The sequence below is a fragment of the Cupriavidus yeoncheonensis genome, assembly GCF_905397275.1.
Lineage (GTDB): Bacteria > Pseudomonadota > Gammaproteobacteria > Burkholderiales > Burkholderiaceae > Cupriavidus > Cupriavidus yeoncheonensis.
In genome coordinates this window covers 313,941-329,036 of sequence record NZ_CAJPUY010000002.1, presented here as the reverse complement: position 1 = coordinate 329,036, position 15,096 = coordinate 313,941, and the positions used below count along the sequence as shown (strand labels likewise).

General features: G+C 65.8%; 15 protein-coding genes. 10 read left to right on the top strand and 5 right to left on the bottom strand.

The window, feature by feature from the left end; genetic code table 11:
• Nucleotides 1–194 precede the first annotated feature (194 nt).
• Both KHO22_RS03770 and KHO22_RS03765 read left to right on the top strand, forming a co-directional pair.
• Entirely contained in the window at nt 195–581 is a 387-nt protein-coding gene (locus KHO22_RS03770) for a guanyl-specific ribonuclease (RefSeq protein WP_420839574.1), read from the top strand.
• Nucleotides 578–1,189 (top strand): barstar family protein, encoded by a 612-nt coding sequence (locus tag KHO22_RS03765; RefSeq protein WP_211945759.1) that lies wholly within the window; start codon nt 578–580, stop codon nt 1,187–1,189. The genes KHO22_RS03770 and KHO22_RS03765 overlap by 4 nt, the downstream gene beginning before the upstream one ends.
• Before the next feature lie 112 nt (nt 1,190–1,301).
• Here the strand turns inward: KHO22_RS03765 and KHO22_RS03760 are convergent, their stop codons facing one another.
• From KHO22_RS03760 to KHO22_RS03750, 3 genes are read right to left on the bottom strand one after another with little or no spacing between them, the layout of a single operon-like run.
• Entirely contained in the window at nt 1,302–1,913 is a 612-nt protein-coding gene (locus KHO22_RS03760; protein ID WP_211945758.1) for a YidB family protein, read from the bottom strand.
• Between the two features lie 38 nt (nt 1,914–1,951).
• Entirely contained in the window at nt 1,952–2,701 is a 750-nt protein-coding gene (locus tag KHO22_RS03755; protein ID WP_211945757.1) for a 16S rRNA (uracil(1498)-N(3))-methyltransferase, read from the bottom strand.
• Nucleotides 2,701–3,132 carry a VOC family protein gene (locus KHO22_RS03750; protein ID WP_211945756.1) on the bottom strand — a complete coding sequence of 144 codons (432 nt, stop codon included), beginning with the start codon at nt 3,130–3,132 and terminating at the stop codon, nt 2,701–2,703. Before KHO22_RS03750 ends, KHO22_RS03755 begins: the two co-directional genes overlap by 1 nt.
• Nucleotides 3,133–3,393: 261 nt before the next feature.
• Here KHO22_RS03750 and tkt point away from each other — a divergent pair, with 261 nt between their 5' ends.
• Both tkt and gap read left to right on the top strand, forming a co-directional pair.
• Nucleotides 3,394–5,427: a transketolase gene (gene tkt, locus KHO22_RS03745; protein ID WP_211945755.1), complete on the top strand. Its 2,034-nt coding sequence runs from the start codon at nt 3,394–3,396 to the stop codon at nt 5,425–5,427.
• Nucleotides 5,428–5,487: 60 nt separating this feature from the next.
• Nucleotides 5,488–6,486, top strand: coding sequence for a type I glyceraldehyde-3-phosphate dehydrogenase (gap, locus tag KHO22_RS03740; protein ID WP_211945754.1), 999 nt, complete (start codon nt 5,488–5,490; stop codon nt 6,484–6,486).
• Between the two features lie 54 nt (nt 6,487–6,540).
• Here the strand turns inward: gap and KHO22_RS03735 are convergent, their stop codons facing one another.
• Entirely contained in the window at nt 6,541–7,149 is a 609-nt protein-coding gene (locus KHO22_RS03735) for a flavin reductase family protein (RefSeq protein WP_211945894.1), read from the bottom strand.
• A 271-nt stretch (nt 7,150–7,420) separates the two neighbouring features.
• Here KHO22_RS03735 and KHO22_RS03730 point away from each other — a divergent pair, with 271 nt between their 5' ends.
• Nucleotides 7,421–8,407, top strand: coding sequence for a LysR family transcriptional regulator (locus KHO22_RS03730; protein WP_211945753.1), 987 nt, complete (start codon nt 7,421–7,423; stop codon nt 8,405–8,407).
• 90 nt (nt 8,408–8,497) lie between these two features.
• Here KHO22_RS03730 and fur read toward each other — a convergent pair whose 3' ends face one another.
• The gene (gene fur, locus KHO22_RS03725) at nt 8,498–8,929 is read right to left on the bottom strand and encodes a ferric iron uptake transcriptional regulator (protein WP_211945752.1); all 432 of its coding nucleotides are present in this window, start codon (nt 8,927–8,929) and stop codon (nt 8,498–8,500) included.
• A 186-nt stretch (nt 8,930–9,115) separates the two neighbouring features.
• Here fur and KHO22_RS03720 point away from each other — a divergent pair, with 186 nt between their 5' ends.
• The 5 genes from KHO22_RS03720 (at nt 9,116) to holA (ending at nt 15,064) form a co-directional block, all read left to right on the top strand.
• Entirely contained in the window at nt 9,116–9,745 is a 630-nt protein-coding gene (locus tag KHO22_RS03720) for an outer membrane protein assembly factor BamE (protein ID WP_211945751.1), read from the top strand.
• 90 nt (nt 9,746–9,835) lie between these two features.
• A complete protein-coding gene (gene dapB / locus KHO22_RS03715; RefSeq protein ID WP_211945750.1) occupies nt 9,836–10,633 on the top strand; it encodes a 4-hydroxy-tetrahydrodipicolinate reductase in 798 nt (265 codons plus the stop codon).
• Nucleotides 10,634–10,811: 178 nt separating this feature from the next.
• Complete coding sequence (leuS, locus tag KHO22_RS03710) at nt 10,812–13,433, top strand: leucine--tRNA ligase (protein WP_211945749.1); 2,622 nt, start codon at nt 10,812–10,814, stop codon at nt 13,431–13,433.
• 45 nt (nt 13,434–13,478) lie between these two features.
• Nucleotides 13,479–13,985 carry an LPS-assembly lipoprotein LptE gene (locus KHO22_RS03705; RefSeq protein ID WP_211945748.1) on the top strand — a complete coding sequence of 169 codons (507 nt, stop codon included), beginning with the start codon at nt 13,479–13,481 and terminating at the stop codon, nt 13,983–13,985.
• A 20-nt stretch (nt 13,986–14,005) separates the two neighbouring features.
• Nucleotides 14,006–15,064 carry a DNA polymerase III subunit delta gene (holA, locus tag KHO22_RS03700; protein WP_211945747.1) on the top strand — a complete coding sequence of 353 codons (1,059 nt, stop codon included), beginning with the start codon at nt 14,006–14,008 and terminating at the stop codon, nt 15,062–15,064.
• Nucleotides 15,065–15,096 lie beyond the last annotated feature (32 nt).

Here is a 15,096-nt window from a genome sequence, read left to right as displayed (position 1 = left end):
ATGCGCGTACCCTTACGCCTTTGATGCAGGCGCTCGCCACGGGCGCTCCGGTGAGGTCGGCGGCTTGCAAGCCGGCCAGGGTGGCCCGGACAACTTGTCTACCCAGCAGGCGGCAGGCTCGATTTCCGGTTCAACCAAGACAGACCAACGTGGGTTCCCAGATTCCCCTGATTCAGCAGCGGCAAGCGCAACCCTTGCGCGGTCCGCGCGTACTGGCGCGAGCCCTGTCGGGCATAGTCCTGGCGCTGGCACTCATCCAGCCGTCACTGGCAAGGCAGCAGGCCGAGGGACTGCCGGGAACCATTGCCGTGCAGCAATTGCCCAATGAAGCACGGCAGACGCTGGAGCGCATCGAAGCCGGTGGCCCGTATCCCTATGAGAAGGACGGTTCGCGGTTCGGCAATTACGAACGTATCCTCCCTCAACAACAACGCGGCTATTACCGTGAATATACGGTCAAAAGCCAAAGCAGCCGGAACCGGGGAGCAAAGCGAATCGTTTGCGGCGGCGACCAGCGCGCGGCGAACGACTGCTACTACACAGAAGACCATTACAACAGCTTCAAACGGATAACCAAATGATGACTGACATTTTCGGATTGGGCGACGCCCTTGCCGCCCGCGAGGAGCGCGGCGCCGGAGATGGCTGGCAGCGGGCACAGCATCAGGCCCAGAACCTTTACGACAACGTGCTGATGATGCCGCGCCAAGAGCTCACGCACAAACTTCCGCCCGCCGCTCCGGTCGCCGTGCCGGCCATTGCGAGCTGGGCCGACGGGGCCGAGGGAGCCATGAACCTGTTCAAGTCGGTGCGCCCGAACATCGTCCAGTCGATCCGCGCGTTCCGCGTGCCTGAGCTTGCCCAGGCCGCCGCCGAGCTTGGCCAGCATTTCCTGTATGCGAACTGCGCCCATTGCGCGAGCAAGGCGGAGATCCTGGAAACGATCGCGACTTCGTTCACGTTCCCCAAGCATTTCGGCAAGAACTTCGACGCGCTGGCGGATTGCCTGACCGACATGATCCACAAGGCCGGCCAGCAACCGGGCTTCGTGATCGTGCTGGAAGGCCTGCCGATCGCGCAGAAGTTCGACAAGGAAGGGCGCGAGGTTCTGCTGGACGTATTCCGCGACGCGGCCGAGTTCTGGGGCGAACGCAAGGTCCAGTTCCGCGTGTTCTATTCGTTCGCCTGATCGCTGTTCGCTGCCCCGGGGCTAAGTGCTCCGGCCGTGAAGAAAACAAAGCCCGCGATCATCGGTGACGATCGCGGGCTTTGGCTTTAGTACGGACCCGACCGCGATCCGTTCAGGATTGCGACGGCAAGTGCCCGTGCGGCGTCAGGCGGTCGATCAGTTCGGGCAGGCCTTCGCTCAACTGTGCCGCAACGTCGTCCTGCGACATGCCCGTGGAGTTGGCCAGCGAGGCGAGGGCGCCTGTGTCGCCGAGCGCATTGCTCAGGGCTGACGGCGTCACCGGCTGATTGCTGCCCGAGCCGATCCACGAATCGACCTGTTCACCCAGGCCAGCGTGCGCGAGTACATCGCGCAACGCACCGATGCCGCCGCTTGCGGCACCAAGCGCCTGGCTGTTTGCGGGGGCGCCGCCCTGGCCGCCAAGCAGGCCGCCGAGCAGCGAACCCAGATCCAGGCCGCCGCTGGTGCCGCCGCCAGCCCCGCCGGCCAGTCCGCCCAGCAAGCCGCCCAGGCTGCCCAGCCCGCCAAGCCCGTCATCGTGGCCCGGCTGCGCGCCGCCTTCCGTCGCTTCGCCCTTGTGGCGCATCGCCATCATGGCCAGCAGCCCGAGCGCCATCATCAGCTTCGGGTTGAGACCACCGGCGCTTTCGCCTTCGCCCTCGCCCTGGCGTGCCCCGCCGAGTTGCCCGAGCACTCCGCCCAGCACGCTATCGAGTAATCCCATGGTCTACTCCTTTTCATGAACGATGGCGTGCACCGCCATCAGAATCCGCCGAGCAAGGCGTTCAGGGTTGCCAGGCAAGCCAGCCCGGCGGTTTCGGTCCGCAGGATGCGCGGGCCGAGTGACACTGCGGTGAAGCCGGCTTGCAACGCCGCCTCTTCCTCTTCCGGCGCCAAGCCACCTTCCGGTCCGATCAACAGCGTGACACCGGTGGCCAGCAACGTTTCCCGGTTTGCCACGGCGTAGGCGGGCAGCGATTGAACCGCGCGCGGCGACACCAGCAGCCGCGCGCCTGCGCCCGACGCACGCAGCCACGTATCCAAGTTAGCTACCGGCGCGACCGCCGGCAAGCGATTGCGTCCGCATTGCTCGCAGGCGGCTTCGACCAGGGCCTGCCAGTGCGCTTGCCGCTTCTGCGCGCGCTCGCCGTTCAGCCGCACGACCGAGCGGGCGGCCTGCAACGGCTGGATCGCCGCGACGCCGAGCTCGACGGCTTTCTCGATCAGCCAGTCCATCTTGTCGCCGCCGGCCAGCCCTTGCGCCAGCCTGACCCGGAACGGCGGCTCGGTTTCAGTCGTGTCGTGGGCGCCCACGCTCGCGAGCGCATGGCGCTTGCCCAGTTCGGTCAGTGTGGCGGCATGGCTGCCGCCACGCCCGTCGAAGAGGGTGATGGCATCGCCGGCCGCCAGGCGCAGCACCTGCACGTGGCGGACCACGGCTTCGGGCAGTGCGAAATCGGTACCGGCGGCAAGCGCGGCCTCGGCGCTGCCGACAAAGAAACGTGGTGGCATCAGCTTGCCTTGCCTTCCTGGTTGGCGGCCACGGGCTTGCCGAAGCCCCAGCGGTAGCCGTCCTGGTCTTCCACCATGCAGTAGCGGTCGCCCCAGAACTGGTCGGCGGGCTCCATCAGGCTGACGGCGCCGGCTGCCACGGCTTGCGCGTGCATGGCGTCGACATCGTCGCAATAGACGTAGAAGGTCTGCGGGCACTCCACGCCGAGCGAGCGCGGAGTGCGTGCCGTGCTGCCCCAGGCGCCCTCGGGCGCGAACATCACGATGAGTTCGCCCTGGTAGTGCATCTCGACGTGGGTCGGCACGCCGTTTTCGTCGACCACGTTGCCAGCCGCGAAGCCGAAGGCATTCCGGTAGAAGTCCAGGGCGGCGCGTGCGTTGCTGACGGTCAGGTAAGGGGTGAGCCTCGGGGTATTGGCCGGTCTCGTCATGATCGTCTCCTGTGGGGGAAACCTCGCGCTGCCGAAAGGAACGCGGTGCGAGTGTGCATCTTACGCGTGCAGCACGACGCTGTCGAAGTGCGCCACCCGGCATGGAAAGTGCGGCAACGGCAATATGCGGGCGCTTCCGGGCTTGTGCGATTACCGCCCCGCGCCCGTCCTGTCCGCCCGCGCCGCCACGACCGGTTTTGCCCCCGGTATCTGCTAAAATTCCGGTTTTCCTGCCGCCAGGCCCAGCGCCATTACGCCCGCATGTCCGCCCTCGCTCATCCCGCCACAAGTCCTTTCGCTTCCCAGCCCGCCAAGCTGATGGCCGACGCCATTCGCGTGCTTGCCATGGACGCCGTCCAGCAGGCCAATTCCGGCCACCCGGGTGCGCCGATGGGCATGGCCGATATCGCAGTGGCACTGTGGGGCCGGCACCTGAAGCACAACCCGGCCAACCCGCACTGGGCCGACCGCGACCGCTTCGTGCTGTCCAACGGCCACGGCTCGATGCTGATCTACGCGCTGCTGCACCTGAGCGGCTATGACCTGCCGATCGAAGAGCTGAAGAACTTCCGCCAGCTCCACAGCAAGACCGCGGGCCACCCCGAGTACGGCATTACCCCCGGCGTGGAAACCACCACCGGCCCGCTGGGCCAGGGCATCACCAACGCAGTCGGCATGGCGCTGGCCGAACGCCTGCTGGGCGAGGAGTTCAACCGTCCGGGCTTCGACATCGTCAACCACCACACCTATGTGTTCCTCGGCGATGGCTGCCTGATGGAAGGCATCAGCCACGAGGCCTGCTCGCTGGCCGGCACGCTGAAGCTTAATAAGCTCATTGCGATGTGGGACGACAACGGCATCTCGATCGACGGCGACGTGGTGCACTGGTTCAACGACGATACGCCGAAGCGCTTCGAAGCCTATGGCTGGAACGTGATCCGCGGCATCGACGGCCATGATGTGACCGCCGTCGACCTCGCCATCGCGCGCGCCAAGGCCAGCGACAAGCCGACCCTGATCTGCTGCCGCACCAAGATCGGCAAGGGTGCGCCGAACAAGGAAGGCGGCCACGATGTGCACGGCGCGCCGCTGGGCGGCGCCGAAGTGCTGGCCACGCGCGAGGCGCTGGGCTGGGCCCATGCCCCGTTCGAAGTGCCGGCCGAGGTCTACTCGGCCTGGGACGCCAAGGCCAACGGCTTGGCCCTGGAAAAGGCCTGGAACGCGCTGTTCGAAGGCTACGCCGATCGCCATCCGTACGAAGCCGGTGAATTCCAGCGCCGCATGCGCGGCGAGCTGCCGGGCTCCTTCGACGCTGCTGTCGACGCCTTCATCGCCAAGTGCGAGGAAAAGGCCGAGACCATCGCCACCCGCAAGGCCAGCCAGAACACCATCGAGGCCTTCGGCCCGGTGCTGCCCGAGTTCCTCGGCGGCTCGGCCGACCTGACCGGCTCGAACCTGACCAACTGGTCGGGCAGCCAGCCGGTGCGCGTCGATGCCTGGGGCAACCACATCAACTATGGCGTGCGCGAGTTCGGCATGAGCGCCATCATGAACGGCATCGCGCTGCATGGTGGCTACATCCCCTACGGCGCAACGTTCCTGACGTTCTCGGACTACAGCCGCAATGCGCTGCGCATGGCGGCGCTGATGAAGATCCGCTCGCTGTTCGTGTTCACGCACGATTCCATCGGCCTGGGCGAGGACGGCCCGACGCACCAGTCGATCGAGCACGTCGCCAGCCTGCGCCTGATCCCGAACATGGACGTCTGGCGTACCGCCGACACCACCGAAACCGCGGTGGCCTGGGCCCAGGCCGTGCGCCGCGAGAACGGCCCGAGCTGCCTGATCTTCAGCCGCCAGAACCTGCCGTTCCAGCAGCGCGACGACGCTACCCGCGCCAATATCGCGCGTGGCGGCTATGTGCTGCGCGACGGTACCAACCCGAAGACCGGACGTCCTGACGCCGCGATCCTGGCGACCGGCTCCGAAGTCGGCCTGGCTGTCGGCGCCGCCGTCCAGCTGGCCGCCGAAGGCGTGCACGTGCGCGTGGTGTCGGTCCCGTCGACGAGCGTGTTCGACAAGCAGGAAGCCGCCTACAAGGCCAGCGTGCTGCCCGCGGGCGTGCCGCGCGTGGCCGTGGAAGCCGGTGTGACGGATTTCTGGTGGAAATACCAGGTCCAGGCTGTTGTGGGCATCGACACCTTCGGCGAATCGGCTCCGGCGGGCGTGCTGTTCAAGCACTTCAGCTTCACCGTCGACAACGTGGTCCGGACCGTCAAGGACGCGCTGCAATAAATTTCCGGCGGACAACCCGACGCCCCAGTTTTCTAGCATCAGGCATCTCAGGAGATAAACATGACCATCAAGATCGGCATCAACGGCTTCGGCCGCATCGGGCGCATGGTGTTCCGCGCCGCCGTCGCCAACTTCAAGGACCTCGAAGTCGTTGCCATCAACGACCTGCTCGAGCCCGACTACCTTGCGTACATGCTGAAGTACGACTCGGTGCACGGCCGTTTCGACGGTGAAGTGTCGGTTGACGGCAACACGCTGGTCGTCAACGGCAAGAAGATCCGCCTGACCGCCGTCAAGGACCCGTCCGAGCTGAAGTGGGGCGAAGTCGGTGCCGACGTGGTGGTCGAGTCGACCGGCATCTTCCTGACCAAGGAAGGCGCACAGAAGCACCTCGACGCAGGCGCCAAGAAGGTGATCATGTCGGCCCCGTCCAAGGACGACACCCCGATGTTCGTGTACGGCGTGAACCACGACACGTACAAGGGCGAAGCGATCATCTCGAACGCCAGCTGCACCACGAACTGCCTGGCCCCGGTGGCCAAGGTGCTGAACGACAAGTGGGGCATCAAGCGCGGCCTGATGACCACCGTTCACGCTGCCACCGCCACGCAGAAGACCGTTGACGGCCCGTCCAACAAGGACTGGCGCGGCGGCCGCGGCATCCTGGAAAACATCATCCCGTCGTCGACCGGCGCCGCCAAGGCCGTTGGCGTGGTGATCCCGCAGCTGAACAAGAAGCTGACCGGCATGTCGTTCCGCGTGCCGACCTCGGACGTGTCCGTGGTCGACCTGACCGTCGAACTGGAAAAGTCGGCGAGCTACGACGAAATCTGCGCCGAGATGAAGGCCCAGAGCCAGGGCGCGCTGAAGGGCGTGCTGGGCTACACCGAAGACAAGGTCGTTGCCACGGACTTCCGCGGCGATGCACGCACCTCGATCTTCGACGCCGAAGCCGGCATCGCGCTGGACGGCACCTTCATCAAGGTCGTGAGCTGGTACGACAACGAGTGGGGCTACTCGAACAAGGTTCTGGAAATGGCCCGAGTGGTGGCCAAGTAAATCGGGTTCGCCTGTCGTGAAAAACGCGCCTTCGGGCGCGTTTTTCTTTTTGCGTCAGTCGGCGCGCCGTGCCGCCAGTGGCCGCGCGTCCACGGCGGCACCGTCGACCAGGAAATGGCCGCCCGCCACATGGTGGATGGTGCGCAGCGCGTCATGTCCCTCGAAATGCCACCTTCCGTTGCTGAACACGCGTGCATCGGCGTGCGCCGCGACCACTTCGCCGAGGAACAGGTCGTAGGTTTGCTGGATTGGTGGCTCGGGCAGCAGCCGGCATTCCAGCCAGGCCGCGCAGCCGGCCAGCAGCGGGGCGCCGATGGCGGTGCCCGCGAAGGTTTCCAGGCCGAACGCCTCGAACTTGTCCGTGCCTTGCTGTTCGGCGAGTGTTTGTCCGGAACTGGAGCCGAGCGCTTCCGTCAGGTCGACCTGGCTCACCGTCGGCACCTGCAGTACGAATTCGCCGCTCTGTTCCAGCAGCCGTCGCGTCCAGGTGCTCTTGTCCAGCACCACCGCGACCTTGGGCGGGGAGAAATCCAGCGGCATGGCCCATGCGGCGGCCATGATGTTGCGGTGCCCACCGGCGGCGGCGCTGACCAGCACGGTGGGGCCGTGGTTCAACAGCCGGTACGCCTTTGCAAGGTCAACGGCATGAATGTGTGGCGACATAGGCGCATGATCGAGATCGGGAATCCCGACTATACGCCGCCCGCGATGCGTTTGCCGGCCTGTGGCAAGCGCCGGAATTTCACGGAAAAGGTGAGGAATTTCCTCATATTGATGGGAAAAGGCTGACCATTGCGGGGAGCGAAATGCCGAATCTGCTTTCCGCTGCCGTTTTTTCCACTTACACTGATAACGAGCCGTTGATATCTGATGTGCAGCCAGTGCAAGTCGCGGGGCCATCGTTAATGAGAATAAATCGGAACAGGGCCTGATCATGGTGAACGTGGACACCAAGCTTCTTGTGATTTTCACCGAACTGCTGAGCAAGCGGAACGCGACCTATGTCGCGGAGAAAATGCACATGACGGCCCCGGCCGTGTCGCATTCGCTGGGCCGGCTGCGCGAGATCTTCGACGATCCGCTCTTTATCCGCGTGCCGCACGGGCTTACGCCCACGCCGCGCGCGCTTGAACTGGGCCCCAAGATCCGCGACATGCTGGACCTGTGGTCGTCGATCAATGAAGGCGATGCCGACAATTTCGATCCGGCCATCGCGACCGGCACGCTGAGCATTGGCTTTGCCGCCGAACTCGGCGACACGGTGTTCAACCGCTTCGTGCTGCGCATCAAGCAGCTCGCGCCCGAGCTGCATATCAAGCTGGTCGAATCCCATTCCTGGGAAAGCGACGTGGCCTCGATGCGCGCCAACGAGCTTGACCTGGCGTTTTCGCCGTTCCCGACGCGGCACCCGGAAATCGTCGAGGAAATGGTCACGTCGCTGAGCCTGTGGGTGTGCGCGCGCAAGAACCATCCCTTGCTGAAGGGCCAGTGCACGCTGGAGCAGTATCTCGACTGCGGCCACATCTTCATGGCGCACTCGGGCAGCGCGGGCCGGCCGGCGCCCTCGCTGATTCCGCTGGACTACGCGCTGCAGCAGCGCGGACTGAAGCGCAATGCCACGCTGACCGTACATTCGTGGCGCGCGCAGGCCGAACTCGCGGCGCAGACCGACATGATCTTCACGGTCAATGCCCTGACCAAGGACATGGCCTGCGAAACCTACGGCCTCAGGGCGTTCCCGCTGCCAGCTGAACTGAACACCACGGTAGGCCTGAATATGTTCTGGCACCGCAGCCGCAACACGCACCCGATGCTGGTATGGGCGCGTGGCCTGTTCCGCCAGGTGGTCGGTGAATTCGTCGGCGTGCCCGCGGCCAGGCCGCTGCGCATGGTGGCCGAGCAGGACGTCGAGGCGCCCTGACCGGAGGCCGCACGCGGATCCATGAAAAACCGGCGCCTCGGCGCCGGTTTTTTCTTGCTTGCGTCCCGCCGCGCGCAGGCGGCGGCCGGCTTATCGTTTTGGTCTGTGGGGACAGTCGGTCTTGGTGCAATTGCCATACAGCGACAATGCATGTTCCTGCAGTGCAAAGCCGCGCTCGCGCGCAATGCTTTGCTGGCGTTGCTCGATCTCGCCGTCGAAGAACTCTTCCACGCGGCCGCAATCGAGACACACCAGGTGGTCGTGGTGCTTGCCTTCGTTGAGTTCGAAGATGGCCTTGCCGGACTCGAAGTTGTTGCGCGAAAGCAGGCCAGCTTGCTCGAACTGCGTCAGCACGCGGTAAACGGTCGCCAGACCGATATCCATATGCTCATTGAGCAGGATTCGGTAGACGTCTTCAGCGCTCAGGTGGCGCTGCTCACTGGTCTGAAAAATCTCAAGGATCTTCAGCCGGGGGACGGTCGCCTTCAGGCCGATATTCTTGAGGTCTGCCGGACTCGGCATGGGCGTGACTCCCTAGAGTACAATGTCTGGATAGTTGAATCATAAGGGTTTTGGCGACAAAAGTCGCCCGGTGCCAAGGCCAGCCAAGGCGGCTTCAGCCCGCCGGATGCCGTGGCAGACCAGGCAGCCGCCGCACGGCGGAAATGCCCCTGTCGGCACTTTCCTTTCCCTCTGGAAGCGAGATAAATGCGTTCATCCCGTTCGTCTGCCATGCGCCCGACGCTGGTGTTTTCTCTGCTGGCCGTCGCGCTGCTGGCCGGCGCCTGCTCGACCTACGACTCCACCTCGCGCAAGGTCGCCAACGTCATCACGCCGTACCGGATCAATATCGTGCAGGGCAACTTCGTCTCGCGTGAGGCGGCTTCGCAACTGCACGAGGGCATGACCCGCGACCAGGTCAAATTCCTGCTGGGCACGCCGCTGCTGACCGACGTCTTCCATAGCGATCGCTGGGATTACGTCTTCTCCTTCCGCCGGGGTAATACCCCGGTCGTGCAGCAGCGCCGCTTCACTGTCTACTTCGATGGCGACAAGCTGGTGAAGTTTGGCGGTGACGAGCTGCCGTCCGAATACGAGCTGATTGCCGAAATTGACGGCATGAAGAAGGCGCTGAAGGACCAGAGGCCCGGTATCGGCGGCAGTTCTGGCGCCCAGGCCGCGGCGCCCGCGCCAACGGCGGCACCCGCCACACCGCAAGAGGCCCCTGCGGCACCCGTTGAGCAGCAAGGCGCAGCGCCGGCGGCCACGACGGCGACGCCGGCGGCCGGCACGCAACAGGAAGCCGCCAAACAGGAAGCCGCTACGCAGTCGAACTGAAGCACGCCGCAGCGGCCAGGCCGCCCGCATCCAGACTTCCGGCCGGCGCTTTGCGACCGGCCGTTTTCCGATATCGCCAGGTAAAACACCATGAACATCGCCATTGCTGGCGCATCCGGCCGCATGGGCCGCATGCTGATCGAACACGTTCTTGCCACCGAAGGGGTCTCGCTGTCGGGCGCGCTCGACGTGCCCGGCTCGCCCGCGCTGGGCCAGGACGCCGGCCTGCTGCTGGGCCGCCAGACCGGCGTGGCGATTACGGACGACCTGGATGCCGGCCTGGCCGGAGCCGACTGCCTGATCGACTTCACCCGCCCCGAGGGCACGCTGGCCCACCTGGCCGCTGCCAGGCGCCTGGGCGTGAAGATGGTGATCGGCACGACCGGCTTCGATGATGCCGGCAAGGCCGCGCTGGCCGAAGCCGCCAAGTCCGTCGGCATCGTCTTCGCCGCCAATATGAGCGTGGGCGTCAATGCCACCTTCAAGCTGCTCGAAGTGGCGGCAAAGCTCCTTTCCACCGGCTACGACATCGAGATCATCGAAGCCCATCACCGCTTCAAGGTCGATGCTCCGTCGGGCACGGCGCTGGCCATGGGTGAGGTGGTGGCCAAGGCACTGGGCCGCGACCTGAAGACCTGCGGAGTCTTTGCCCGCGAAGGCCACACCGGCGAGCGCGATCCGGATTCCATCGGTTTTGCCACCGTGCGCGGCGGGGACATCGTCGGCGACCACACCGTGATGTTCGCCGGCATCGGCGAGCGCATCGAGATCAGCCACAAGTCGTCGAGCCGCCAGTCATACGCCGATGGTGCGGTGCGCGCGGCCCGCTTCCTGGCCGACAAGCCGAACGGCCTGTTCGACATGCAGGACGTGCTCGGCCTGAAGTAAGGCCGGGCCTGGCAGCCGTGGCCGTGATGGCGCTGCCGCACGGTTATAATCACCTTCTTTCGCATTGCACGACTGGCGGGCGCCGCTCAAGCGGGCGCCCGCCGTCTGCCTTCCTGTCCCCCGGATGCGGGCATGCCAGACGCCGCGCAGACCGTTGTCCTGAACGTTGTCCCCGACCATGCAAGACAAATATCTTCCTTCCGCCGTTGAACAAGCCGCCCAGCAGCACTGGCAGGCGATCGACGCCTACCGCGTGCCTGAGCATGCCACCGGCCCCGACGGCAAGGAGAAGCCCAAGTTCTACGCCTGCTCGATGCTGCCGTATCCGTCGGGCAAGCTGCACATGGGACACGTGCGCAACTACACCATCAACGACGTGATGGCGCGCTACCTGCGCATGAACGGCAACAACGTGCTGATGCCGATGGGCTGGGACGCCTTCGGCATGCCGGCGGAAAATGCGGCGCTCAACAACGGCGTGGCGCCGGCCGCCTGGACCTACGACAACATCGCTTACATGAAGAAGCAGATGGAGTCGATGGGCCTGGCGATCGACTGGTCGCGCGAAGTCGCCACCTGCAGCCCGGACTACTACCGCTGGAACCAGTGGCTGTTCCTGAAGATGCTCGAGAAGGGCATCGCCTACCGCAAGACCGGCACCGTCAACTGGGACCCGGTCGACCAGACCGTGCTGGCCAACGAGCAGGTCATCGACGGCCGCGGCTGGCGCTCGGGCGCCATCGTCGAGAAGCGCGAGATCCCGATGTACTACCTGCGTATCACCGACTACGCAGAGGAGTTGCTGGGCGACCTGGACAACCTCGGCTGGCCCGAGCGCGTCAAGATCATGCAGCAGAACTGGATCGGCAAGAGCGTGGGCGTGCGCTTTGCGTTCAAGCATGACATCCAGGGCGATGACGGCAAGTTGATCCAGGACGGCAAGCTGTACGTGTTCACCACGCGCGCCGACACGATCATGGGCGTGACCTTCTGCGCCGTGGCCGCCGAACACCCGCTGGCCACGCATGCCGCCGCGAACAATCCCGTACTGGCTGCCTTCATCGACGAATGCAAGCACGGTTCGGTCATGGAAGCCGACATGGCGACCATGGAGAAGAAGGGGATGCCGACCGGCCTGCAGGTCACGCATCCGCTGACCGGCGAGCAGGTCGACGTGTGGGTCGGCAACTACGTGCTGATGAGCTACGGCGACGGCGCCGTCATGGGCGTGCCCGCGCACGACGAGCGCGATTTCGCCTTCGCCAACAAGTACCATCTGCCGATCAGGCAGGTCATCGACGTCAAGGGCCAGCCGTATTCGACCGAAGCCTGGCAGGAGTGGTACGGCGACAAGGAAAACGGCGTCTGCGTCGAGAGCGGCAAGTACAACGGCCTCGGCTACCAGGCCGCGGTCGGGGCGATTGCCGCCGACCTCGGCGCGATGGGCCTGGGCGAGAAGAAGGTGACCTGGCGCCTGCGCGACTGGGGCATTTCGCGCCAGCGCTACTGGGGCACGCCGATCCCGCTGATCCACTGTGACAGCTGCGGCGTGGTGCCCGTGCCCGAGCAGGACCTGCCGGTGGTGCTGCCCGAGGACCTGGTGCCGGACGGCACCGGCAATCCGCTGAACAAGGACCCGCGCTTCCTGCAGTGCACCTGCCCGTCCTGCGGCAAGCCGGCGCGGCGCGAGACCGACACGATGGATACGTTCATCGATTCGTGCTGGTACTACATGCGCTATACGTGCCCGGACGCGACCAGCATGGTCGATGCCCGCAACGACTACTGGATGCCGATGGACCAGTATATCGGCGGCATCGAGCACGCGATCCTGCACCTGCTGTACGCGCGCTTCTGGACCAAGGTCATGCGCGACCTGGGCCTGGTCAAGTTCGACGAGCCGTTCACCAACCTGCTCACGCAGGGCATGGTGCTCAACGAGACCTACTACCGCGAGGACGCCTCGGGCAAGAAGCACTGGTACAACCCGGCCGAGGTCGACCTGCGGACCGACGAGCGCGGCCGTCCGGTGGGCGCCACGCTGATCGCCGACGGCCAGCCGGTGGTGATTGGCGGTGTCGAGAAGATGTCGAAGTCCAAGAACAACGGCATCGATCCGCAGGCGCTGATCGACCAGTACGGCGCCGATACCGCGCGCCTGTTCGTGATGTTCGCCGCGCCGCCGGAGCAGCAGCTCGAGTGGAGCGGCTCGGGCGTGGAGGGTGCCTCGCGCTTCCTGCGCCGCGTGTGGAACTATGGCTATGCCAACGCCGCCGCCGTGCGCGATGGCGCCGGTGCCGCGCCGACCGCGGATGATGCGGACCTGCGCCGCGAGATCCATGGCGTGCTCAAGCAGGCCAACTACGATTACCAGCGCATCCAGTACAACACCGTGGTGTCCGCCACGATGAAGATGCTGAACGCGCTCGAAGGCGCCAAGAATGCCTCGCCGGCCGCGCGCCGCGAGTGCTTCGGCATCCTGCTGCGCGTGCTGTACCCGGTGGTGCCGCACATCACGCACGGCCTGTGGGAAGCGCTGGGCTACGCCGCCGCCGCCGGCGACCTGCTCGACGCCCCGTGGCCGCAGGTGGATGAAGGCGCGCTGGTGCGCAGCGAGATCGAACTGGTGCTGCAGATCAACGGCAAGGTGCGCGGCAGCGTGACCGTGCCGGCTGACGCCGACCGCGCCGCCATCGAGGCCGCGGCCGCCGCCAGCGAGACCGTAGCCAAGTTTGCCGAGGGCAAGGCGCCGAAGAAGATCGTGGTCGTGCCCGGCCGCCTGGTCAACGTGGTGCTGTAAGCGCAGGGATCGGAAACCGATAAGCGGATGAAGGAATCGCCGAGAATGGATCGACTGGACAAGGGCCGCCGCAAGCTGCTCGCCGCGATGCTGGCCACCGGCCTGCTGGCGGGCTGTGGCTTCCATATGCGCGGCAATGCCGACTTCGCGTTCAAGCGGCTCTATATCGGCATTCCGCCCAATACGCTGATGGGCTCGGACCTGCGCCGCGCCATTCGCGGCGGATCGGACACCGCGGTCGTGAGCGACCAGAAAGAGGCCGACGCGCTGCTGGACGTGCTGCAGGACACCCGCACCAAGACCATCCTGTCGATCACGACCGAAGGCGTGGTGCGTGAATACCGCCTGACGCAGCGCTTCAGCTTCCGCCTGCGCGATGCCGCCGGCAAGGAGCTGATCCCGCCGTCGCAGCTCGTGCTCACGCGCGACCTGACCTACAACGAAGCCAATACGCTGGCCAAGGACTACGAAGAGCAGCAGCTCTACCGCGACATGCAGCGCGACATCGTGCAGCAGCTGATGCGTCGCCTGGCTGCGGTCAAGGTCATCTGAGTACGGGCCACCGCACGGGCATGCAACTCAAGCTAGACGGACTCGACGCGCACCTGCGGCAGGCCAGGGCCAAGGGCCTGGCGCCGCTGTATGTGGTCCATGGCGACGAGCACCTGCTGGTGCTCGAGGCCGTCGACCGCCTGCGCCAGACCGCGCGCGAGGCCGGTTTCTCCGAGCGCGACGTGCTTGTGGCCGAGCGCAATTTCCACTGGAGCCAGCTGGTCGAGGCGCAGCAGTCGATGTCGCTGTTCGGCGACCGCAAGATCGTCGAACTGCGCATTCCGTCGGGCAAGCCAGGCAAGGACGGCGGCGAGGCGCTGCGTGCCGTCGCGGCCCAGCCGTCGCCCGACGTGGTGATGCTGGTCACGCTGCCGCGACTCGATTTTGCCGCGTCCAAGTCGGCGTGGTTCCAGGCGCTGGAAGGCGCGGGCGTATCGATCAAGGTCGACTCCGTGGACCGCACCCGGCTGCCGGCCTGGGTGGGCGAGCGCCTGGCGCTGCAGCAGCAGCGCGTGGAAGGCGGCGAGCCCGGCCGGCGCGCGCTGCAGTTCATTGCCGACAAGGTCGAAGGCAACCTGCTGGCTGCCCACCAGGAAATCCAGAAGCTCGGCCTGCTGTATCCGCCCGGAGAGCTGACCTTCGATCAGGTGCACGATGCGGTGCTCAACGTGGCTCGCTACGACGTCTTCAAGCTGTCCGAAGCCATGCTGGGCGGCGACGTGCCGCGCCTGGTGCGCATGCTCGAAGGGCTGCGTGGCGAGGGCGAGGCCACGGTGCTGGTGCTGTGGGCGCTGACCGAGGAAATTCGCGTATTATCCAAGGTCCGGCAAGGCATTGCGGCCGGCAAGCCCGCCGCCGTGCTGATGCGCGAGCTGCGGGTCTGGGGCCCGCGCGAACGCCTGGTGCCACAGGCCGCGCAGCGGCTGACGCAGGCGCGGCTCGATGCGGCGCTGGCCATGGCCGCGCGGCTGGACCGGCAGGTGAAGGGTTTGTCCGACCTGCCGCCACTGGGCAGCGGCCCCTTGCCAGCAGAGCCATGGGATGGCCTGCAGCAGCTGGCGCTGCTGATCGCGCGCTGATCCTTGCCCCGCTCTCCCGCTCGCGGGAGGGA

Bases quoted from the DNA above. Each gene is read 5' to 3' on its own strand.
- KHO22_RS03765 (WP_211945759.1), top strand. From the start codon at position 578: ATGATGACTGACATTTTCGGATTGGGCGACGCCCTTGCCGCCCGCGAG.
- KHO22_RS03760 (WP_211945758.1), bottom strand. From the start codon at position 1,913: ATGGGATTACTCGATAGCGTGCTGGGCGGAGTGCTCGGGCAACTCGGC.
- KHO22_RS03755 (WP_211945757.1), bottom strand. From the start codon at position 2,701: ATGCCACCACGTTTCTTTGTCGGCAGCGCCGAGGCCGCGCTTGCCGCC.
- KHO22_RS03750 (WP_211945756.1), bottom strand. From the start codon at position 3,132: ATGACGAGACCGGCCAATACCCCGAGGCTCACCCCTTACCTGACCGTC.
- tkt (WP_211945755.1), top strand. From the start codon at position 3,394: ATGTCCGCCCTCGCTCATCCCGCCACAAGTCCTTTCGCTTCCCAGCCC.
- gap (WP_211945754.1), top strand. From the start codon at position 5,488: ATGACCATCAAGATCGGCATCAACGGCTTCGGCCGCATCGGGCGCATG.
- KHO22_RS03735 (WP_211945894.1), bottom strand. From the start codon at position 7,149: ATGTCGCCACACATTCATGCCGTTGACCTTGCAAAGGCGTACCGGCTG.
- KHO22_RS03730 (WP_211945753.1), top strand. From the start codon at position 7,421: ATGGTGAACGTGGACACCAAGCTTCTTGTGATTTTCACCGAACTGCTG.
- fur (WP_211945752.1), bottom strand. From the start codon at position 8,929: ATGCCGAGTCCGGCAGACCTCAAGAATATCGGCCTGAAGGCGACCGTC.
- KHO22_RS03720 (WP_211945751.1), top strand. From the start codon at position 9,116: ATGCGTTCATCCCGTTCGTCTGCCATGCGCCCGACGCTGGTGTTTTCT.
- dapB (WP_211945750.1), top strand. From the start codon at position 9,836: ATGAACATCGCCATTGCTGGCGCATCCGGCCGCATGGGCCGCATGCTG.
- leuS (WP_211945749.1), top strand. From the start codon at position 10,812: ATGCAAGACAAATATCTTCCTTCCGCCGTTGAACAAGCCGCCCAGCAG.
- KHO22_RS03705 (WP_211945748.1), top strand. From the start codon at position 13,479: ATGGATCGACTGGACAAGGGCCGCCGCAAGCTGCTCGCCGCGATGCTG.
- holA (WP_211945747.1), top strand. From the start codon at position 14,006: ATGCAACTCAAGCTAGACGGACTCGACGCGCACCTGCGGCAGGCCAGG.